20 protein-coding genes and 3 pseudogenes are annotated in these 20290 nt (G+C 63.0%); 7 read left to right on the forward strand and 16 right to left on the reverse strand.

Annotated elements, in window-relative coordinates; genetic code table 11:
* Positions 1–305: 305 nt before the first annotated feature.
* Positions 306–683 (reverse strand): PaaI family thioesterase, encoded by a 378-nt coding sequence (locus tag BST15_RS23095; RefSeq protein WP_016889187.1) that lies wholly within the window; start codon positions 681–683, stop codon positions 306–308.
* On the opposite strand from BST15_RS23095, the gene BST15_RS23180 reads away from it, so the two are divergent.
* The gene (locus BST15_RS23180; protein ID WP_012394823.1) at positions 651–935 is read left to right on the forward strand and encodes a hypothetical protein; all 285 of its coding nucleotides are present in this window, start codon (positions 651–653) and stop codon (positions 933–935) included. The two genes, BST15_RS23095 and BST15_RS23180, sit on opposite strands and share 33 nt — an antisense overlap.
* A 333-nt stretch (positions 936–1268) precedes the next feature.
* On the opposite strand, the gene BST15_RS14035 is transcribed toward BST15_RS23180, so the two are convergent.
* The 7 genes from BST15_RS14035 to BST15_RS14065 form a co-directional block, all read right to left on the reverse strand.
* A complete protein-coding gene (locus BST15_RS14035; protein ID WP_046188921.1) occupies positions 1269–2369 on the reverse strand; it encodes a BtrH N-terminal domain-containing protein in 1101 nt (366 codons plus the stop codon).
* 277 nt (positions 2370–2646) lie between these two features.
* Positions 2647–3753, reverse strand: a complete 1107-nt coding sequence (locus tag BST15_RS14040; RefSeq protein ID WP_046188899.1) for an NDMA-dependent alcohol dehydrogenase — start codon at positions 3751–3753, stop codon at positions 2647–2649.
* Between the two features lie 46 nt (positions 3754–3799).
* Positions 3800–5416, reverse strand: coding sequence for a fatty acid--CoA ligase (locus BST15_RS14045; RefSeq protein WP_081288818.1), 1617 nt, complete (start codon positions 5414–5416; stop codon positions 3800–3802).
* A gap of 48 nt (positions 5417–5464) precedes the next feature.
* A complete protein-coding gene (locus BST15_RS14050; RefSeq protein ID WP_016889191.1) occupies positions 5465–5875 on the reverse strand; it encodes an SCP2 sterol-binding domain-containing protein in 411 nt (136 codons plus the stop codon).
* A gap of 261 nt (positions 5876–6136) precedes the next feature.
* Positions 6137–7339, reverse strand: coding sequence for an NAD(P)/FAD-dependent oxidoreductase (locus BST15_RS14055; RefSeq protein ID WP_046188901.1), 1203 nt, complete (start codon positions 7337–7339; stop codon positions 6137–6139).
* Positions 7336–8676, reverse strand: a complete 1341-nt coding sequence (locus BST15_RS14060) for a cytochrome P450 (RefSeq protein WP_046188902.1) — start codon at positions 8674–8676, stop codon at positions 7336–7338. Before BST15_RS14060 ends, BST15_RS14055 begins: the two co-directional genes overlap by 4 nt.
* Positions 8677–8747: 71 nt before the next feature.
* Entirely contained in the window at positions 8748–9068 is a 321-nt protein-coding gene (locus tag BST15_RS14065) for a 2Fe-2S iron-sulfur cluster-binding protein (protein ID WP_012394830.1), read from the reverse strand.
* Between the two features lie 162 nt (positions 9069–9230).
* On the opposite strand from BST15_RS14065, the gene BST15_RS14070 reads away from it, so the two are divergent.
* Positions 9231–10196, forward strand: coding sequence for a helix-turn-helix transcriptional regulator (locus BST15_RS14070; RefSeq protein ID WP_046188922.1), 966 nt, complete (start codon positions 9231–9233; stop codon positions 10194–10196).
* A 69-nt stretch (positions 10197–10265) separates the two neighbouring features.
* On the opposite strand, the pseudogene BST15_RS22765 reads toward BST15_RS14070, so the two are convergent.
* The 5 genes and pseudogenes from BST15_RS22765 to BST15_RS14095 form a co-directional block, all read right to left on the reverse strand.
* Positions 10266–10691: pseudogene (locus tag BST15_RS22765) on the reverse strand (IS1380 family transposase); the annotation flags it as partial.
* 147 nt (positions 10692–10838) lie between these two features.
* Entirely contained in the window at positions 10839–11417 is a 579-nt protein-coding gene (locus tag BST15_RS14080) for a TetR/AcrR family transcriptional regulator (RefSeq protein WP_172827193.1), read from the reverse strand.
* A gap of 92 nt (positions 11418–11509) precedes the next feature.
* On the reverse strand, positions 11510–12421 hold the full coding sequence (locus tag BST15_RS14085) for an alpha/beta fold hydrolase (protein WP_012394833.1): 912 nt from the start codon (positions 12419–12421) through the stop codon (positions 11510–11512).
* Positions 12421–12858 carry a PaaI family thioesterase gene (locus BST15_RS14090; protein WP_041325313.1) on the reverse strand — a complete coding sequence of 146 codons (438 nt, stop codon included), beginning with the start codon at positions 12856–12858 and terminating at the stop codon, positions 12421–12423. Before BST15_RS14090 ends, BST15_RS14085 begins: the two co-directional genes overlap by 1 nt.
* A gap of 53 nt (positions 12859–12911) precedes the next feature.
* Positions 12912–13436: a TetR/AcrR family transcriptional regulator gene (locus tag BST15_RS14095; RefSeq protein WP_008256180.1), complete on the reverse strand. Its 525-nt coding sequence runs from the start codon at positions 13434–13436 to the stop codon at positions 12912–12914.
* Between the two features lie 275 nt (positions 13437–13711).
* Between BST15_RS14095 and BST15_RS14100 the strand changes: the two are divergent.
* The 5 genes and pseudogenes from BST15_RS14100 to BST15_RS14125 all read left to right on the forward strand — a co-directional run.
* Positions 13712–14080, forward strand: a pseudogene (locus BST15_RS14100) (hypothetical protein); the annotation flags it as partial.
* Positions 14077–15249 carry a zinc-dependent alcohol dehydrogenase gene (locus tag BST15_RS14105; protein WP_012394837.1) on the forward strand — a complete coding sequence of 391 codons (1173 nt, stop codon included), beginning with the start codon at positions 14077–14079 and terminating at the stop codon, positions 15247–15249. The pseudogene BST15_RS14100 and the gene BST15_RS14105, both read left to right, overlap by 4 nt.
* A complete protein-coding gene (locus BST15_RS14110; protein ID WP_012394838.1) occupies positions 15212–15790 on the forward strand; it encodes a carboxymuconolactone decarboxylase family protein in 579 nt (192 codons plus the stop codon). Before BST15_RS14105 ends, BST15_RS14110 begins: the two co-directional genes overlap by 38 nt.
* A 486-nt stretch (positions 15791–16276) precedes the next feature.
* Positions 16277–16731 (forward strand): annotated as a pseudogene (locus BST15_RS22770) (type II toxin-antitoxin system Phd/YefM family antitoxin).
* A gap of 3 nt (positions 16732–16734) precedes the next feature.
* Positions 16735–17169: a type II toxin-antitoxin system VapC family toxin gene (locus BST15_RS14125; RefSeq protein WP_012394840.1), complete on the forward strand. Its 435-nt coding sequence runs from the start codon at positions 16735–16737 to the stop codon at positions 17167–17169.
* A 222-nt stretch (positions 17170–17391) separates the two neighbouring features.
* Here BST15_RS14125 and BST15_RS14130 read toward each other — a convergent pair whose 3' ends face one another.
* The 3 genes from BST15_RS14130 to BST15_RS14140 all read right to left on the reverse strand — a co-directional run bounded on the left by BST15_RS14130 (position 17392) and on the right by BST15_RS14140 (position 20289).
* Positions 17392–18216, reverse strand: coding sequence for a hypothetical protein (locus BST15_RS14130; protein ID WP_046188903.1), 825 nt, complete (start codon positions 18214–18216; stop codon positions 17392–17394).
* Positions 18213–18821 (reverse strand): TetR family transcriptional regulator, encoded by a 609-nt coding sequence (locus BST15_RS14135; RefSeq protein ID WP_046188923.1) that lies wholly within the window; start codon positions 18819–18821, stop codon positions 18213–18215. The genes BST15_RS14130 and BST15_RS14135 overlap by 4 nt, the downstream gene beginning before the upstream one ends.
* A 280-nt stretch (positions 18822–19101) precedes the next feature.
* Positions 19102–20289 (reverse strand): SfnB family sulfur acquisition oxidoreductase, encoded by a 1188-nt coding sequence (locus BST15_RS14140; RefSeq protein ID WP_046188904.1) that lies wholly within the window; start codon positions 20287–20289, stop codon positions 19102–19104.
* Position 20290: the final 1 nt, after the last annotated feature.

Consider the following 20290-nt stretch of genomic DNA (forward strand, 5'->3'; position numbering starts at 1 on the left):
CTTCCCCCAGGACATTCCTGGGATTGAGCGTGTCCAACACACGGGGTCAAGTCCCTGGCCTGTATACCCTCGGCCAGAAACCTGACCCGGCCGCTTCGCACATCCAGGTCGATATCAACTCCCCGGCGGGCCACAACAGATGAGACCGGCGGTATTTTCGCCGACACGCTGCGGCGTCACGCTACCGAAGGCTGGTACACCACGATGTGGTCGAGTACGCGTTTGCTTAGCAAACCCCCTGTCGGCCCCGGTTCAATCCTGAGCAGCCTGCGCCGGTTGAAAAATGAGCAGATTTACGGGTTGAGTCATCCTTCCCAGGGTGGTCGCGCAGTGCAGCGTATTGACGACGCCTTCTGTATGGAGCTAGTGAAGTGATCCAGCGTGACGACGACGAATAACCCGGACGCGGACGCGACCAGCTGGCCGGTGGCTTCCTCGCGCAATTCTGTCCGCACTTCGAGTTTCCGGCCGGTTCTGGACACGAGCTCCGCGCTGACCTCGTAGGGAACCCCCAGCAATACCGGCGCGAAGAACTCGGTGTCGAGCTTACGGGTGACGGCCATCTCACCGACGACGTAGAGCAGCATGCCCACCGTGTCGTCAAGAACCGTCATGACTGCGCCGCCGTGTGCGATCCCGGGTGCGCCGCGATGTCGGCCGTCGAAGATATGCCTGGCGCCCACCCCGTCGCCACGCCGACGCGCTCGCAGGCGATGACCGTGCGGATTGTCTGTGCCGCAACCAAGGCACCACGGATGGTGCGCATCGAGGTAGTCGCCGTCGGCGGCGATAACACGATTCTGAAAGTTATGCCACCACGCGATGGCCGAATCTTCTTCCGCTTGCTCGTCGATGACGAAATCCTCCTAAATAGGACCACGCAGTGCATGGACCACCATGCGACTGAAGAACTGCGCCGACGTCGGCTGGGCTGATCGCCCGAAGAGTATGTAAAGGACTCGTTAGCCCGCCGAGATCATCGCTGCGGTACACCTTCCAGTTCCGTCACTATCAGCCATTTGGTCCTGCCCCGCAATACGCCCTCGACGCTGTCGCCGCATAGCTCGCCCGATAATGCTCGGGGTCGTCGTCGGTGCTATAGGGGTCATACCAAATCCTGTCCCCCACAGCGGTGACGGTCAACCTCGCCTTCTGCACAAGGGTCACGAACGTCACCGACCGCGTTCTGGGCGAAGCGCTGAACATCGTCATGCTGCCAATCGAGAAACCAGTAGTCTTCAGGAAACTCGATTGATTTGAAGTGCCACTCACGGATAGCCTTTCAGATGAGCTTCGATGCCGGTATCGACAGTGCCAACGGATCGACTGGCCGTTTCGAGGGCTTCGACGAGGCGCGTTTCGGCGTCCGGGATCGTCGCGGCGACTTTGGCCGCAGCTAGACTACGACTCCGTAGCGATGTGCCGGCATCCGTGGCTGCGGCCGCAAGCGTAGACCACGCTTTGGAAGCATGTCGGGCCGCGGCAGCCGCTTCGGCAGTGGCGGCGTCATCTAGGAGATCGGCGATGTTCTGGCAACCGTCTGCCTGCAGCGTACGAAAGAGCCCGCCGCCGGTACCGGCTTTCTCGATGAACGCCCCGAGCCCGAACAATGCCGCGGTCAGGGCATCGTCATCGAACAGCGTTGGCCAATGCCCTACGTCATCGGCGAAGTCCTGCACACCCTTCAAACCGGAAGATTCGACTTCAGCTGCCTCGATGCGCAGTAGCGGCGCACCTACGGCACCGCCGCGCATGAACGCTGCGCTCGCGGCGAGTGCAGCGGCCGCGATCGGCCCAAGGTCTGGCACTCGCTCTGGCCAGTCGACGTGATATGTGGTGTGCCGGGTAGGTGTGGGAAACCCGACCGAGGACCGCGCCCGGCGTAGGTCGTCGTAGGCCACCGTCTGGGTTGTCTCGCGGTCATTATCGACCACATAGGCGACCCGTTGTTCGTCATCGTATCCGGTGATGACAATGTCGTGACGGCTCATGTGCAATCGGACGCGCAGGTAAGGAAGTTCGCCGATGTCAGCCCAGACCATGACGGGTCGACCTTTGTCGATTTCGTCGGTCACAAATGCCCATCCCACGTCCGGGTCATCGGTCGATCGCACGACGAACTTTGCGCCAACCCGGGAGAGGTAATCCTGTTCCAGGTCGCTTCCTCGTCCTACCAGGTACACCTGGGGGAACAACTGCGTAGAGCGGACGTACGAGAAGTCCAAGGCTCCGCCGAGGGTGAAGACCAATCCTTCACTGAGTGCTTCTGTCCCCCATCCGAGTTGGGCCCATTCAGTAAGGTCACGAAGCGCACCGGAACCACAGTGCCCTCCCCTCCTATGGGGATAGGGAATTTGAATCCTCGTCATCGCCGCTTCCTTCCTTGTCAGTAGCACTGTTGAGACTCGTCAAAAGCTACGTTTCATCACGGCTTCCCGGCTGACAGTAGGTGCCAACACCAACACGCGTGACCGCAGCCAACCTCAGCCGCGCATCTCGACCGCCTATGGCGATGGGGCACATTGACTTTCGATCGCTAGTCCTGCATCAACACGTCAACGGTAAGAGCCACAGACGCGCAGCACTCAACCGTTGTACTCAGCTCGCTTGCTCCCGTGGTCGCGCTCCCGCGCTTCGGCTGCTTTATCAGAATCGGATGAGTCCTCGGATGTTGCGGCCCGATCGCATATCCGCGTAGCCTTCGTTGATCTGATCGAGGGTGTACTCACGGGTGATCAGCTCATCCAGCTTGAGGTGTCCGGCGTTGTAGAGCTCGACGAGCCGCGGGATGTCGTGGGCGGCGTTCGACGAACCGTACAGAGCGCCGCGGATCTGCTTTTCATACAGCGTCAATTCCAGCAGTGAACCCGACATCGAGGTGTCTTCGGGGTGCCCGATCGCGGTAACGACCACACGGCCGCGTTTACCGACCAAGGACAGCGCCTCGCCGATGTAGGACCCTTCGGCGACATCGGTGGTCAAGACGCAGACATCGGCGAGTTTGCCGCGGGTGATGTCACTGATCAGTGACCAGGCCTCGTCGATCGTGGCAACGGCATGCGTCGCACCGAAACCGCCGGCTTGTTCACGCTTGAACGCCACCGGATCGACAGCCACGATGTTCAACGCGCCCGCGATGCGGGCACCCTGAATCGCATTCATGCCGATGCCACCGGCTCCGATCACTACCACGGTATCCCCGGCACGCACCTCACCGGTGCGCACCGCCGACCCGTACCCGGTCGTCACACCACACCCGATCAACGCCGCCTTGTCCAGCGGTGTCCCCTGGTCGATTTTGACCAGAGACGCCTTGGGGACCACGGTGTATTCCGAGAACGTGCCCAGCAGGCACATCTGGCCGACGTCCTCACCCCGGGCATGGAAACGGTAAGTGCCGTCGATCTGGGGTCCCATCATGAGCGCGGCACCCAAGTCGCACATGTTCCCCATCCCCCGCGCGCAATAGGAACAGTGCCCACACGACGGCAGGAACGTCAGGATCACCGAATCGCCCTCGGCGACGTTCTCGACACCCGCACCCACTTCGACCACGGTGCCGGCACCCTCGTGGCCACCGACGACGGGCAGCGGAATGGGCAGGTCGCCGGTCACGAGGTGTTCGTCGGAATGGCACAACCCGGTCGCGGTCAGCTGGACGAGCACTTCATCGGGGCCGGGAGGATCCAACTCGATGTCCTCGACTTCCCACTTTTCTCCTAGGCCCCACAGCACTGCAGCACGTGTCTTCATGTGTGTCTCCTTAACGTCAGTGTTTCGGTCGCAGTGGATTGATGATTCACGCCAGCGTCTCGATGATGAGGTCACCGTCGCCGAACTGGCGGCGCAGCTTCTTCTTGTCGAACTTGCCAGTGGAAGTCAGCGGAATGTCGGTGACGAACGCCCACCGTTCCGGTAGCCACCACTTGGCCACCCGCGCACGCAGAAATTCGGTCAGCTCCGCCGCGGTGGCGGTGCGGTCGGCAGCCAGGACGACCACCGCCAGCGGCCGTTCCTGCCACTTGTCGTCGGGCACTCCAATCACCGTGGCGGTGCGCACCGCAGGGTGAGCGGCCAACTCGTTCTCCAATTCCACCGAGGAGATCCATTCGCCCCCGGACTTGATGACATCCTTGGAGCGGTCGGTCAGCGCGATGAACGCGTCCGCGCTGATCGTCCCGACGTCCCCGGTACGCAACCACCCGTCCGGCGACGCCGCCGGACTGTCATTCTCGTAATACGACTGAGTGATCCACGGGCCGCGGACTTGAATCTCCCCCACCGATTTTCCGTCCCACGGTTGTTCTGCACCGCTGTCATCGACGATGCGGGCCTGCACACCGGCCACCACCCGGCCTTGGGTTGCGCGCAGGTGAAGCGACCTCTCCGGGGTATCAGAACTCCGCGGCAGAGCGACCGAGGCCAGCGGGGAAGTCTCAGTCATCCCCCAAGCCTGCACAATGCGGATGCCCAGCTCGTCATAGGCGGTCATCAACGACCGCGGAACCGCCGAACCACCGCAGGCCACCATCTTCAGCGAACTCACGTCATGGCCGGGATTGTCGCGCAGGTAGTGCAGAACATCGGTCCAGATCGTCGGCACCGCCCCCGCCATCGTCGGTCGCACCGCCTCGATCATCTCCACTAGAGGCCCCGCCTGCAGGAAACGGTCAGGCAGCAGAAGCTGCGCGCCGGCCATCATCGCCGCATACGGCAACCCCCACGCGTTGGCGTGGAACATCGGAACGATCGCCAACACCGTGTCGTCATGACCGATGCCCAAGGCATTCGAGGTGCACGCCGCCTGCGAGTGCAACCACGTCGAACGATGGCTGTAGACAACACCTTTCGGGTGCCCGGTGGTACCGCTCGTATAGCACATCGCTGCGGCCGACTGCTCGTCGACGTCGGGCCAGTCGAACGTACTCGACTGGGCGGCCACCACATCGTCGTACCGTAGGACGTCCTTTCCGCACCCCTCGACCGCGGCAAGATCGCCGGTTCCGGTCACTAGCACCGTGCGCACCGAGGTCATCGACGGCAACGCCGCCGCCAAAAGGGCCAGCACCGTACTGTCGACGATGATCACCCGATCCTCGGCATGATTGGCGATCCACGTCAGCTGTTCCGGCGGCAGCCGCAGGTTCAACGTATGCAGCACCGCGCCCATCGACGGCACCGCCGCGTAACAGTCCAGATGCTCCTGGTTGCTCCACTGTAACGTCGCGACACGCTCATCTCCACGGATGCCGATCTGGCGCAGAGCATTTGCCAACCGTGCCGCACGCTCACCCACCTCGCGATAGGACACCCCAGAGATCTGCCGGGGTCCGCGCGCAGTCAGCACCTCGCGATCGCCATGAACTGCCGAAGCATGGGCCACGATCGCGGGCACAGTCAACGCAACGTCCTGCATCGTGCTCCTCATCGCACACCCGCCCTACAGCCCGCGGTGAGGCGAGGGTCACGCATCGATGAGGTCCTGCCGATTCTGGCTCTCCAGCATCAACCGGTACTCGGGGAACAGGTTCTTGGCCTGCGGGATCAACTTGATCAACTTCGGCACCGGACCTTTCGCACGTACCGTTCCCTTGGCCATCGCCATCGTCAAGTTCACCTTCCCCAACCAGAACTTGTTCCCCGTGTCTGCCGACATGAACAACTCCACGTTGGGCACCGCGGTACTGGCCGCTCCGGTCTCCACCACCTTGTTCGGCATGTCCACCGTCACAACCGCATCCGGATCTGTGTAATGCACCCGCAACACCACACCCGAATTCGCGAGCTTGTCCGCCAGACCTTCCTTCTCCAAACCCCGCCGAAAGATCCCGCCCAGGAAGGCATAGACCTCGTCCTCGTCCCTAAATACCGCCACCGTCAACCTCAACTAACCTCATTGTCAGAACAGAACAGAACAGAACAGGCACCGACTTCTGACGCTGCTCCTCCGGATAGAATCGTCATGCTCGTTGGGAAACCCCACTAGGTCCTGATGCGCTGCGCCAAGGCGACCGCCGGGCAGCCGCTAGCGTTCCTTTGCCAGCGGGGCTGGATGGCAATTGTCACTGAAGTACCTCTCCAAGACACGCGTCGCATCCGCCGTCGTCGTTCCCACCGCCTACGCACCGCCGGCACCTCAGTCCGAGCCGGCGAGCACCAGTTCGGCCCGTTCGACGGCGACTTGCTGCGTGATGACCCGCTTGCTGAACATGAAGTCGCGGGGACGGTTGATGCAGTCGGCGGCAATGAGCTCGCCGGCACGGAGGTAGAAGCAGGTGAAGTCGCGGTCCCGGGTCGGGTCGCCGCTGAGGACGACCTCGTCGTACCCGGTGTTGAGACCGGCGATCTGGAGCTTGAGGTCGTATTGATCTGACCAGAACCATGGAAGGGCCGCAATCTTCTTGGACTTCCCACAGACGGTCGCGGCGGCGACCTTGGCCTGCTCGGCCGCGCTCGGCACGGACTCCAGGCGGATGCGACGGCCGTAACGGGCCATGTCGTGGCTGGCGCAGTCCCCGGCGGCCACGATGTCGGGGTCGCTAGTCCGGGCCTGATCGTCGATCACGACGCCGTTGTCGACGACCAGGCCCGCGGTGGCGGCGAGCTCGGTGTTCGGCTCCACGCCGATGCCGACAATGACGAGGTCGGCGGGAATTGATTCGCCACCGGCCAGGATTACTTCGCGGACCCTGCCGTCGCCGGACAGAGCCTCGACCAGCGTGCCCGTCCGGATGTTGACGCCCTCCTCCCGGTGGATCCGGTCGAAGAACTCCGATACCTCCGGGGCGGTGACCCGTTCAAGGACGCGCCCGGTCGCCTCGAGCAGGGTGACCTCCAGACCCAGTGCACGCAACGAGGCGGCTGTCTCCAGTCCGATGTAGCCGCCGCCGACGATCACCGCCCGACGCCCGGGGCCGGCGGCCTCTCGGATCATCTCGCCGTCCGCGGCGGTGCGTAGGTAGAAGACTCCGGCCAGGTCCGCTCCCGGGGTGGGGAGCCGACGAGGCCGGGCGCCAGTGCACAGCGCGAGCTTGTCGTAGGGCAGTGCGTCGCCGGTACTCAGCACGACATGACCAGCCGAGCGGTCGACCGCCGCCACCGTCGCATCCAGGAGTCGGATCCGCTGCTTGGCGTAGAAATCCGAGTTGCGGATCGCGAGTTCGGCCAGTTCGCATTTGTCGGCCAGGTACGACTTGGACAGCGGGGGCCGCTGGTAGGGCAACGCCGACTCATCGCCGACGAGGACGATTTCGCCGTCCCACCCTTCTCGGCGAAGACTGGCGGCGAGCTGGGTGCCCGCGTGGCTGGCCCCCGCGATGACCGCTCGCTGCACGGTCATGCGCCACCTTTCGGGGTGAGGCGGACCATCAGCTTACTGATCCCCCTCACGAAGTTGGACTGCACGTACTCGGGCTCACCGACGACCTCGATGTTCTCGAACCGCGGAAGCAGCTCCTCCCACAGGATCCGCAACTGCATCTCGGCCAGCCGGTTACCCATACAGCGGTGCACGCCGAAACCGAAGGAGATGTGGTTACGGGCGTTGGCCCGATCGATAATCAGGTCATCGGGCCGATCGAACACGCGCTCGTCGCGGTTGCCCGAGGCGTACCACATCAGGACCTTGTCGCCCTTGCGGATGAACTGCCCGTTGAGCACAGTGTCGGCCTTGGCGATCCGGCGCATATGCGCGAGCGGGGTTTGCCACCGGATGATCTCCGAGACCATGTTGGGGATCAGCTCGGGGTTCGCCTTCAGCTTCTCAAACTGGTCAGGGAACTCGTTCAGCGCCAGAACACCACCGCTCATGGAATTGCGGGTCGTATCGTTGCCACCCACGATCAGCAATACCAAGTTGCCCAAGAACTCCATCGGGCGATCGATCAGGTCCTTGGTGCTCTCGTCGCTCTGCAACATGGTGATCAGATCGAAGCCGGGCAGCTCTCCGGCAGCTGTCCGGGCTGCCTTGTCCCGCCAGTGAGCGCTGAGACCTCTAGCCATATCGACCATGCCGCGAAATATCTCGTCGTTGTCCGAGGGCCCACCGTTGGCTTGCTCCATGGAGGTGGCGAGATCGGACCATTGGACGAGCTTGCGCCGCTGCTCGAACGGGAAGTCCAGCAGCGTGGCCAGCATGCGCGCGGTTAGCTCGATCGAGACGTGCTGCACCCAGTTGAACGGTTCGCCAAGCGGCAGAGCGTCGAGCACGTCTACCACCCGCTCGCGGATGAGGCCCTCCATCTCACGCAGGTTCTTCGGTGCGACCACACCCTGGACAGCCTGCCGTTGCCGGTCGTGTTTTGGGGGGTCCATCGCGATGAACATCGCAATGTCGAGGAAGCGCGGCGGGCTCCCGATGACGATGAACGGCTCGGAGGAGAAGACCTCGTGGTTCTTGTCGACGGCCACGATGTCGGCATGCCGCGTCACCGACCAGAACGGGCCGAACGCGCTGTGGGCCTGATAGTGCACGGGAGCCTCGTTGCGTAGGCGCTCGTAATAGGACTTCCAGCGACCCTGACGATAGAGGAAAGGATTGCTAAGGTCGATGTCGGTCAGTTCAACCTCGTCAGCCGGCGGGATCGGTCGCTCGATGAAGATTTTTTCACCGTTGGTGCCGGTGACCCAGCGCCGCGTTCTGTCGTAGAGGTGGGCGCCCTGGATTATTCGGTCCATCGGAATTGTTGCCTGAGCCTTGGCAGTGACTGCCTCGCGAATATTGCTCACGTCTCACCTCTCTTTCGTCATCACAGTTGGAACTCGGGCAGATGGACGATCAAACCGTCCCACGCCTCAGAGACCTGCATCTGGCAGGACAGCCGGGAGGTCGGCTGACGCTCGGGGTTCATCGCGAGCATCTCCTCTTCATTGGCCCCGGAGAGGCCGACCCGATCGGACCATTGCGGATCGACGATCACATGGCAGGTGCCGCACGCGGCTTCGCCTCCGCAGTCGCCGTCGATGCCGGGCACCGCATTGTTGGTCGCGACCCGCATCAGTGACTGACCTTCCTCGAGAGGCGCCTCATACTTCTCGCCGCCGTGGGAGACAAATGTGACAACTGCCATAGCCAGGCTCCTTGCGTGTCCTCAGTTACTTGACACAAGTCTTGCGCCAGATGAGCGCTGCGGCTATGTTCGCCGGAGTCAGAAACTTGTGATTTCGGCTCAAAGGGGCCATGGTCAGTGAACCCCAATGACGCGGGTGTGCCCCCACTCGCATTCGTGCAAATGCTCGAGAGCCCGGCGTTTGACCCAGACGCCGTCGCGCGGCTTCGCAACATCATGGCTCGCGAAGGAACCGACGAGGCGACGCTGATTCAGCGTGATATCCAGGCCCCGTTACGGTGGTTTCGTGAGGCGTACCCCGGTCTAGACATCGATCAGGCAACGCTGCTCGGATTTGCGTTAGCCGAACAGGCACAGTTGACGTCCTTCGGCCCGCTGAGTGTTCCGCTGGTCAGCGCGGGCTCAGTGGCCGAGATCGTAGAGCTGCTGACTTATCTGCCGTTGATCACGACGGCTGTCAAAGCACAGTTTCATCCAGATGACCAAGGCCTCACCGTCGGGCTCTGGGGACACACCAGCGATCGTGCCCTGGACTGCCTCGCCGTCACGTACGCCGGGTTGGCGTTGTTGCGACTGCTGGACATGCTCGTCCGTGCGGCGCCGACCCTCACACTCCACTTGAGTTGGCCAGCGCCCGCCGCCTTGAAAGATCGCGAGGACGACCTTACCGCCGGGCGCCTGTTCTTCGACGCTCCGATGTCCTTCCTCCATGTTCCCGCGGACACGCTCAACGAGGTGTGCCGGTTCTCCGATCCCGTCGCATACCGACTCGCCATCGTCGATCTGCAGCGAACTCTCGACCAGCGGAGCGAAACCACGTCGTTCTCGGAGAAGGTGAGACGGCTGCTGCAGAAGGAGCCCGGACGCCGAAGTAAACATTGGTTCGCACATGAGCTGTCGATGTCCACCAGCACACTCAAGCGGCGCCTCTCCGAAGAGGAGACCACCTTTCGCGAGTTGCGCCAAGCATTCCTGCGCGAGCGCGCGATGCTGCAGCTACTCGACCGATCCCTATCGGTGAGTGAGATCGCCACGGATCTCGGATACAGCGACCTCGCCAACTTCTCACACGCCTTCAAGCGATGGACCGGCCGCTCTCCGAGCGAGTTTCGGCTCTCACCACATTGAGCTGTCCCGGCGGGTCCGGAGATCCCGACCTTTGCGGCGTCTTTCTGCAGCGTCGCCTCTCCCCGGGTGTTCGATGAAGGCCCGAGCCTGCGCGCCGGGCAGCAGATTCACCCGGTCACACAAGCCGGCCAGATGCTCGGCCAGCACCGAATCCAATTGGCGGGCATAACCGAAAGTGAACTCCCGCAACAGCGTTCCCATCGTTGACGGGGGATACACCCGGCGGAAAAAGGGTTTTTATGCCGCCAGCGCGGACCAGGTCGACATCATCGATGTAATCCGCGCCCGCGTACATGCTCGCGATCAGGGTGGCCAGTTTCGGAGCCGGATTGGCCGACCTCGACTTGACCCTGGGAGCTGCGATGTGAATCTTGTTGGCCAACAACTCCGATAGGCCTGCCTGCTCAGCCAGCGCCATCACCGGCACCAGGCCCGCGCACGACACCAGATGTCCTCATCGAACACATCGGACCGCGGGGTGAACGTGTGGGACACTCGCGCCGGAAGTGCCGTTCTCGAACTGGACCGATTGTTGCCTGAACAATATCAATCTTCCCAGCTCAGAACGCACTTTCCTTATCCCGACACCCCGACAAACAGTCCATTGTCAGTGGATCGAGGCTAAGACCGCTCAAGTCACAGCTATCTATAGCCAACGCCGAGGTAGCGGAGCGCCACCCGCGAGATCCGCGCACCCGTGGTGGCGATGTCCGCGGAGGGAAGGACGACGTGACTCACGGTGAGCCGCACCAGAACGTCTGCGACCTCCTCGACGTCTTCGGAGTCGAGATCGGCGAAGTGGTCGTGAAACCACGCGACCAAAGCCGCGGAGGAGAGCTGGAGCAGGGACGCCGATGTCGGCAGGAGAGGAAGAACGCCCGTCGTCGGCGCACCGGCGCGATCATCCCCTGAGTGGCTGGACGTCAGCACCGACTTCAGGAGCGGACTGGCTTCTGCTTCACGCAGGGTGAACCGCACCGCTGCGGTGATGCCGCCCTGAACGTCGCCGGTGTGTTCGGCGAGGATGGCGTGGATACCCTCCAGGAAGCGCTGACCCTCGGCCACCACGAGCGCGTCACCAAGTCCCTGCTTATCGCCGAACTCCTTGTATAGCGTCGGTCGGGAGACGCCGACAAGTTCGGCGACCTCACTCACTCGGACTTGTTCCCAGCCCTTCTCAATGGTGAGTTCCCGTGTCGCCCTCAAGACCTGCTCGCGGATATGTCGGCGAAACGACATCCGCGCCGAATCAGTTGGCATACGAGCAGAATAGGTGGCGAACTGGGATCTCCCGCGCAGCCCGACGACTGGCGTCAAACGGTACGGTCGAGAAAGTCGACGACCGCCGTCGAGAATGCGTCGTTGTTGTCGCCAGCAACCATGTGGCCCGCGCCCGACACGTCAACGGTTTGCGCGTGGGGAACCAAGGTGAGGAAATCCTTCACTGTCTCTTCGGAGACTATGTCCGACAGCAGGCCGCGGACCAGCAGCGCCGGCGCGGACACCTGTCGCGCGCCATCGACAAGGAATGCGCTCATCATCTCGAACTCCTCTGCGCCGTCGTCTGAATCACTCTGCAGGAACTGAAAATTCGACGTCGCAAACGCCGGATCCCATCGCCAGGCCCAGCGACCGTCTCCACGTCGGCGGAGGACTTTTTGAAGGCCGTCGACGTTTTCGGGGCGAGGGCGGTGCGGGTTGTAGGCGGCGATCACGTCAGCGGCCGACTCTAGGCTGTCGAAACCTTCGGGATGGGCCGACATGAACGATAGGACTCGGCGGGCGCCGTGCATCTGCATTCGCGGAGTGATGTCAACCAGGACGACGGCCTGCCATAGCTCCGATGGGGCGAGCAAGTGCGTGCCGAGGATGGTCAAACCGCCCAACGATGCCCCGATCGCGGCAACTGGGCGGGCGGAGCCGGCGTACGCGCGCACGGCCAACAGGTCGGACCCCAGCCGTTCGATGTCATAGCGTCCGTCTGGATCCCAGTCGCTGTCACCATGTCCCCTTGCGTCGTAGGCGGCAACGGTGTAGCCCCGCTGATGCAATCGTTGGGCGGTGACATCCCAGGCGTGCCGGCTCTGACCACCGCCGTGAAGGAGCAACACGACCGCCCGCGGTCCGTCACAGCGGTAGAAGTCGACCGCCAGCGAGAGCCCATCCACCGTGGGCACGCGCTCGACGACAGGAGCGGACGAATCATGTGCTCTGTTTGCAGACATCAAGAGATGGCCTTCGGTGCGACGACGGTGACGGTGCCCTGCGCCGCACACACCGCTCTGCCGTCGTTGCAGATGTCGATACGTGCCACACCGCTGGTTCTGCCCAGCGAGATGATCTCAGCCGTGGCTACACAGGTTCCGCTGGAGACTGGACGAAGCAAATTCAGTTTGAACTCCGTCGTCGCGACCCAGGATCCCATCGGAATCACGGGATAAAACACCACTCCAAGGCAATGGTCGACCATGGCCGACAAGCAGCCGCCATGCAAGTTGCCGAAAGGCGTCTTCAGGTCGTCGCGTGCGTCCATCTCCGCGACGAGCCGTCCAGCAGTGAATTCAGTGTGCCGGAAGCCGAGGTAACCGGCCAGCCCGCCCGTGGTTTCTGCTGCGCTCTGCAGTTGTTCAGCGACCTGCTGGTTGAACGCGGTGAACTGCACAGACATGTCCGGCCTCCTACCTCAGCTGTGGTTGAGACATTACGCCTTGTCTGTCACATCGGTCGACAATGGTCGCTCGCCAGGATTGCGGGAAGGAGAAACCTTGAAAGAAATGTCCGGAGCCCGTCACGACTGCGCTCCCGCGGTCCTCGAACAGTCAGCAGGCTCAGTATCGTGCGGAGAACCCACTCGGCGGCGTCGTCGACGGAGACGCCCGGTTCTACGTAACTCCAGTGTCTCCTGAAGATGGGACGGAGAAACTCGGTGACGAGTTCGAAGAGTGACGTCGAGGTCCCCGCCGCGAGGCCAACGCCGGCGAGTTCCTCGTCGCTGCCGAACAACAATCCGATGATCTCTTCGCGGCGCGCGGCCTCAACTGTGTATTCCACGAAATCGACGAGAGCGGAGCCCAGATCGGTGTGCTCCGCGATCCGGGGGTTGATGCGATCGAGATAGCGCTCGGCGGCGCGAATGATGACGCCCGACATCACCGCCTCCCGATTAGGGAAGTAGCGATACACCGTTGCCCTGGAGACACCCGCTGTTCTGCCGATGTCCTCCATGGTCGTGCCTACCACGCCGCAACTCTCTAGGCACCGCTCGGCAGCATCTAGCAATCGGTCGCGAGCGGAATCACGATCTGACGGCGCGGCGGCACCCCATCGCACCAACTTCGTCGACACAACAGCCAGTATGCCGCGGGCGCACACCATTGTGGCTTGACTGCAGATATGACACCATCGCATTCGTGTCTCACAACAGCCCGTGGCCCTGAGCGAGTGATCGATTGTCGGTAGAAGCGCGTACTCCGGTGGCGGTCGGCGTAGGCGAAGTCACCCATCGCGGGGACGACGTCGTCACCGGCCTCGGTTGGTATTCGACGAAACATTCGGTCGGTGTGTGGTCGGCCACCCCTCCACCAACCGGGTGGCGACTGATCGACACGGCAGACGAACAAACTCCGATCGATTCATCGCGGCTGGCCGTCGCAGGCGTCGACGAGGCGACCGGTCGCGCGACAGTGGACGGGTACACGGTCGAATACGACCGAGACGGGCGACCTCGATGGACACCGACCATCGCGCACCTGTCCGACGGGCGAAGAGTCGTCGCACGCAGCGACGATCCGCAGATTGCCGAGGCGATGGCGGGCGAGATGTACGTTGGCAGAACGGTTTGCCTCCGAAACACAGGGTCGTCCACGGGATTCGAGCTTCCATGATCGCCGAGGCCATGGTGTTGACCGGACCGCGGAATCTGGAGCGGCGCCAGATGACCATCCCCGACGTCGGTGACCGCGGTGCGATCCTGCGAGTTGAAGCATGTGGTCTATGCGGTACAGATCACGAACAATTCACCGGACACCTGCCTGCCGGCTTCTCATTCGTTCCAGGTCACGAAATCGTCGGCATCGTCGAACATGTCGGCAATGCGGCCAGCGAACGCTGGTGCGTCCGGGCCGGCCAGCGCGTGGCCGTCGAGGTGTTCCGGTCCTGCCGAGACTGCCCGGAGTGTCGCCGCGGCGAATACCGGCGATGTGCGGTGAACGGCATCGCCACCATGTTCGGGTTCGTCGACGTGGAGATCGGCGCCGGGTTATGGGGCGGATACGCCACCCATGTGGAGCTTCCGTGGGACGCGATGCTACTCCCGATTGCCGAAGACATGGACCCCGTTCTCGCCACGTTGTTCAACCCTCTCGGGGCCGGTATCCAATGGGGGAAAACTCTTCCCGACACCAAGGCGGGGGGTATCGTAGCGATACTGGGACCGGGCATCCGCGGGATCTGCGCGGCGGTGGCGGCGAAAGAGGCGGGAGCCGCTTTCGTCGCGATGACCGGCATCGGTCCACGCGACGATCAGCGACTGGCCATAGCCAGATCATTCGGTGTCGACCTGCCCATCGACGTATCGCAGGACGATGCAGTGACAGCGCTCCAGCGTGAGACAGGCGGACAGCTTGCCGACGTGGTCATCGATGTCACCGCCAAAGCACCCTCCGCGTTCGCCGACGCCGTCGCCCTTGCCAGGCCTGGCGGCAGGGTCGTGGTTGCTGGCACCCGCGGCGGAGGCGGCGCGCCCGGCTTTGAACCAGACACGCTGGTGTATAAGGAATTACACATCGCCGGTGCACTCGGCGTGGAGTATCCCGCCTACCGGGCAGCCCTCGAGATTCTGGCCACGCGCCGCTGGCCGTTCGACCGGATCACAAGAGAATCAACCGGATTCGCTGGTCTCGCGCCGCTGCTCAGTTCGCTTGCAGATGAAAATGCCAAATCGAGTGCGGCCCTGCACAACGTCTTCGTGCCCACGCCCTCACAGCATGCGGAGCTTCAACAGAGGAAGGTCACACGTGACGAGAACGGAACGCGTACCGATGCTCGACCTTGAGCAGGCCCGGCTGCGGGCTGCCGAGTGTGGGCTGCCCGCAGAGATGGCAGAACTGTCAGTATTTCGCGTGGCACTTCACCAGCCGAGCCTCGCAGTGGCCCTGTACGGAATGCTTGAGGCGCTGCTATTTAACGGTGTGCTCGACGCCCGGCTACGCGAATTGATCATCATGCGCATCGGCTGGGTAACGGGGTCGGTATATGAGTGGACACAGCATTGGCGAATCGCGACGCTGCTCGGTGTGGCTTCGGATGACCTTCTGGCGGTGCGTGACTGGCAGAGTTCCAATCGTCTGGGCCATGCCGAGCGTGCGGTCCTGGCGGCGACCGATGATGTGGTACGTGACGGGGTCATTGCCGAGGAAAACTGGGCCGCGTGCCACAAGGCATTCAATGGCGATCACGCGGTTTTGGTCGAACTTGTCGGAGCGATCGCCAATTGGCGGCTCTTTTCGATCCTGCTTCGATCCTTGAATATTCCGCTTGAGTCGGGTACCGACTCCTGGCCGCCCGATGGGCGAGCCCCTCGACGTGACGATTGAGTAAAAACGGTTGTTCAGCAATCGCACCCAAGTTGAAGCTCGGTTACCCCTTATGTTCCTAGTCAGTTGTGGGCTATTGAATTTCAAACGGGTAGTTGTGATTTCGGTCTCTTAGCCACGGTCTCGGGGTAATGCCACCAACTGGACATGTGGAGCCAACTGTTCTGGGACGCCTACACCAGCTTGAAGCACGCTCCGTCATACGAATACGATCCAAGGGATGTCGAGGTTCTTCGCGACTCAGGCCAACTGTTACTACTGGGAGAGTCGTTCAATCGGGTCGCTGGCAACAGAACGCCAATGAAGGCGATCGTCGGCAGTCACCGCACACAGCACCTCACGCAGAGAATTCAAGAGCCCGCTGCTGCAAGCTAGACCCGGCGTCCGACACCGAGGCGCTGCCGTCTTCATACAGCTGACCACGAACGCCAGCCGCGCCGAAGTCCCACCGGGGACGGCAAACACCTTCCGCCGCAACACCTTCGGATGCAGCTTGGACGGAAGGCCACCAGCCACCATAATATCGACCGTCTCGGCGTCGCCAGCACCGCGGACGAATCGGTGTACCGGCCCGTTGCCACCTCGCCTCCGGCTTGCGCGGGTCAATCTCTCAGGTCGTCGTTGCCACACTCAGAAGTGACATGTACAAATCACGGTTCAGCGAGTGTACAGTTCACGGTGTGGAGGTATCCGTGACCGAGTTGCGCGCGCACCTTAGCGATTGGCTCGATCGAGTTCGGGCTGGTGATGAGGTCGTCATCACCGACCGCGGGATTCCGGTCGCGCGACTCGCTGCGCTGGACAGCGCAGGCACCTTGGAGCGTCTCACGGCCGAAGGCGTGATTGCCAGGGCCACCGCGCAGCGGCCCGTCGCTGCGGGACGGTCCCGGCCCCGACCGCGGCGGCCGGTGTCTGACCAGGTCAGCGACCAGCGGCGCTGACCGGTGCCGCTCGTCTACTTCGACGCCAGCGCCTTCGTTAAACTTCTCACCACCGAGACAGGAAGCTCGCTGGCATCCGCGCTGTGGGACGGCTGCGACGCCGCATTGTCCAGCCGCCTGGCCTACCCCGAAGTCCGCGCCGCACTCGCTGCAGCAGCCCGCAATCACGACCTAACCGAATCCGAGCTCGCCGACGCCGAGCGTGACTGGGAGGACTTCTGGGCCGCCACCCGCCCAATCGAACTCACCGCCACGGTTGAACAGCACGCCGGCCGCCTCGCCCGCGCCCATGCCTTGCGCGAAGCCGACGCTGTCCATCTGGCCAGCGCGTTGGCAGTCGGCGAACCCGGCCTGATCGTCGCCGTTTGGGACCGACGCCTGCACGCCGGAGCCCAAGCCGCCGGGTGCCGACTCGCCCCCGCCCAACTCGACCCCTAATCCGACCGCTCGACGTCAGAGGTGGGTCGACCCCGGCATGGATGACGATCAGGTACCGATTCGCCAGGTCAGAACCCGTGTCGTAAGTGGCCAAGTCCCCCCTCGGACACAATGTGATCTCTCGGGAGATCCCGGACAGGCCGAACCCTAGGGTTCGGCCTGGCGTGTTTCGGGGTGCGGTCGCGCGAAGGTTCGGTTTCCTCGCCTAGGCGGCAGCCCTCGTCATGGGTGTGTGACGAGATACGTTTCGCTGTCCAGCCCGGCGGTGAGTTCTGCGACGTCGAAGGGGCGGTCCAGTCGTGCGTTCAACGCCCCCGCACCCACGAGCAGGCTGATCTCGGCGGTTTGGCGGGCAAGGAGTCGCCCGATCAAGGGGTAGATCCGACGCATGATCGCCCGCTCTGCGGCGGTGCAGCGCGAGGCGCAGTAACCAACATGGCCGATTTCGTCGGTCAGGATCTCCTTGTAGAGCAGTTCGATTCTCTCCGAGACATCGGGCTCGTCGGCGAAGAGTTCGACACCGACGCGGCGGAGCTCGTCGAACATGATGCAGCCCGCCATTTCTGCGGCCCCAACGAACATGAATCCGAGCCGCTGGGGAAAGAACACCCCTGCTTTGACGAACTGCCGAAGAACGAAAGGTGGTGGCACAACTTGGAAGGTCAGATCGAAGACGTCGAGCGCATATGCCAGCAGACGGGTGTGGTAGTGCTCTTCTAACTCGAGGTAGACGTTCTCGATCGGCAGATTCGCATCACTGTTGCGCCCATAAGTCTCGCCAAGTCCTACGCCGAACCGTTCAGCTTGATTCAGTTTGGCGGTTGCCAGCAGAAACAACATCTTCGGGTCCAGACCGGGCTCGGGTCGCCGGCGGCGCAGATTGCGCAGAAACGTTGTTCGATCCGCGGGGTGGGTAGAGCGCACAGGGTTGGCTTCCAGGCCGTTGAAGAACTGCTCGCGCTTCTCCAACTTTCTGTTGAGCAGGTCGGCTTCCCCATCACGCTGGATCAAGAATTCTCGGTATCCTTCGATGCCTGTGCGCCTCATCGGATCTCCATTCCTTTCACGGTCGTCATCACATAGCGACCCAACAGGTCGCCGTCGTGTGCTCCGGTGGCCAGCAACGCGAACATCCCGGTAAGAAAAAACGTGGCGAGTTCCGCGGCGTCGCAATCCCGGGACACTTGCCCGGCGTCTTGCGCCCGGCTGATCACGTCCACCACGTACTCTCCGAGCGGGTGCTGGGCCAGTCCTTCTTCGACCGGACGCGCTGAGGAGAAATGCAGGCCGAGCATGTCCCGGAAAATCACGCTGCCCAAACGATGTTCGGCCCGCAGTACCTGATGTACGACGTCGGTCAGCACGGACGTCAGATCGCCCCTAGGCTCGCCAAGTTCACCGACGATCCGCGTCTCCTCGGCGAGCTCCGCCTCGACGAGGACGTGCTCCTTCGTGGGAAAGTGGAAGTAGAACGTGCCCCGCACCACGCCCGCCGCAGCGGCGATTGCGGTGACATCAGCGGCGGCCAGTCCGCGCAGCGCTATCTCCGCCAACGCGGCGTCAAACAGGCGGGCCCGGGTCTCGCGACGGCGGGCCTCGCGAACGCCCCCATGTGTCGATTCAGCCACTGACAGGGCATCTGACGACCGCATGGCCACCAACGTACGCCTCTTCGCTGACGGTCGTCAATGACGACTGTCAGCGTTTACCCGACCCGCCCCACCCCGGGAACAAGCCAGCCCACGGTGCTGCGGTACTTCTCCTAGGCCTCGCCGTGAGTCCGCACCAGGTAGGGCTCTACTCCGAACACGATGAGAGCCAGCGGATCAGGGGTCATCAGGCTCGGCCATCGAGGTATTCGACTCCCCTGCCGGCCGGTTCACCGCGACGATCTGCTGGGAGCACCGCCTACCCGGCCGGCCCAGACAACAATCAGATTTGACCGTGGTTGGGTGGTGGCACGCCAGCCAGTTCCCACGCTCCGATGTGGTGGTATTTCCAGTCAACGGGGTCATGCACGCTGTGGGTTCGGGCGTTTCGCCAGTGTCGGTCAAGGTCGTAACGACGGTCGGTTCCGCTGGCCCCAGTCAGTGCGAAAATCTGGCTGGCAACATCGACGGCGACCTCGCTGGCGAACGCTTTGGCCTGGGCGACTGCGATCGAACCGTGAGCTGCGGTGTTCGGGTCAGATGGCGCCAGTTCGGCGTTTTCGAGTTCGTCTGCAGCCCAACGTAATAATTGGATGGCGGCACGAGTTCGGGTGGCAAGTTCGCCGAATCGCAGCAGGATATGGGGGTCTTCGCTGGCCGCATTGATCTGTCCGTGTCGGACAGCCTCAAAGAATGGGCGCGAACGGGTGCGAACGAACTCGGCGGCCTCAGCCAGGGCGCCTTCGGCGATGCCGGCTTCGATGGATGCGTGCACAAGCTGCGCGCGCGCACCGAGCAGCTGCGGCCGCTCGAACGCTGTCCAGTAGGGCACGACGAGGTCGGGATCCACGACCACGCCGTCCAACGTGGTGGTTCCGCTCACGGTCGAGCGTTGCCCCATGGCGGCCCAATCTTCGTCAATGGTCACACCCGGGGTATCGCGTTCGACGAAAGCGAGAACGAGGCGACCGTCGGGATCCAACGCGCTGGCTGTCAGCCAGTGCGAGGTAATCGCCCCGGTGCAGTAGTACTTGACCCCTTCGATCCGCCAGCCGGTGCCGTCGGCAACGAGGCGAGTCTTGAGGTCTTGCGCGTGGTGACCGCCGCGCTCGGCCAACACGGGCGCGATGCGTGCGCCGTTGACCACTGCCGGCAAGATCCGGGTCCGTTGCTGCGATGTCCCCAGTAGCCGCAGAATGTCGACGGCCAGGTAGTGGCCCTGCGGGATCTGGGCCAATGCCGGATCGGCTGCCGCGATGATCCGGATCACCTCGGCCAGGGTGCGAGCTCCGAGCCCGTCTCCACCGTCTTCGGCGGGAACCGTGATGGCCGGTAGTCCTAGATCATCGAACTGAGCCGCCTCTGCTCGCGGAACAGCGCCGGCCCGATCTCGATCGGCGGCGCTGAACCGCACTGCGTCGGCGAACGCTTCGGCTGTGGCGACGACTTGCGCGTGTGTCCTTCGCGTCACA

It is taken from the genome of Mycolicibacter arupensis (assembly GCF_002086515.1).
GTDB lineage: Bacteria > Actinomycetota > Actinomycetes > Mycobacteriales > Mycobacteriaceae > Mycobacterium > Mycobacterium arupense.

Excerpts from the sequence above, each read along its gene's own strand:
- BST15_RS14035 (WP_046188921.1), bottom strand. The coding sequence starts at position 2,369 with ATGACGAGGATTCAAATTCCCTATCCCCATAGGAGGGGAGGGCACTGT.
- BST15_RS14070 (WP_046188922.1), top strand. The coding sequence starts at position 9,231 with ATGCTCGAGAGCCCGGCGTTTGACCCAGACGCCGTCGCGCGGCTTCGC.
- BST15_RS14055 (WP_046188901.1), bottom strand. The coding sequence starts at position 7,339 with ATGACCGTGCAGCGAGCGGTCATCGCGGGGGCCAGCCACGCGGGCACC.
- BST15_RS14085 (WP_012394833.1), bottom strand. The coding sequence starts at position 12,421 with ATGTCTGCAAACAGAGCACATGATTCGTCCGCTCCTGTCGTCGAGCGC.
- BST15_RS14045 (WP_081288818.1), bottom strand. The coding sequence starts at position 5,416 with ATGCAGGACGTTGCGTTGACTGTGCCCGCGATCGTGGCCCATGCTTCG.
- BST15_RS14060 (WP_046188902.1), bottom strand. The coding sequence starts at position 8,676 with ATGGACCGAATAATCCAGGGCGCCCACCTCTACGACAGAACGCGGCGC.
- BST15_RS14065 (WP_012394830.1), bottom strand. The coding sequence starts at position 9,068 with ATGGCAGTTGTCACATTTGTCTCCCACGGCGGCGAGAAGTATGAGGCG.
- BST15_RS14135 (WP_046188923.1), bottom strand. The coding sequence starts at position 18,821 with ATGCGGTCGTCAGATGCCCTGTCAGTGGCTGAATCGACACATGGGGGC.
- BST15_RS23180 (WP_012394823.1), top strand. The coding sequence starts at position 651 with ATGTCGGCCGTCGAAGATATGCCTGGCGCCCACCCCGTCGCCACGCCG.
- BST15_RS14105 (WP_012394837.1), top strand. The coding sequence starts at position 14,077 with ATGATCGCCGAGGCCATGGTGTTGACCGGACCGCGGAATCTGGAGCGG.
- BST15_RS14130 (WP_046188903.1), bottom strand. The coding sequence starts at position 18,216 with ATGAGGCGCACAGGCATCGAAGGATACCGAGAATTCTTGATCCAGCGT.
- BST15_RS14040 (WP_046188899.1), bottom strand. The coding sequence starts at position 3,753 with ATGAAGACACGTGCTGCAGTGCTGTGGGGCCTAGGAGAAAAGTGGGAA.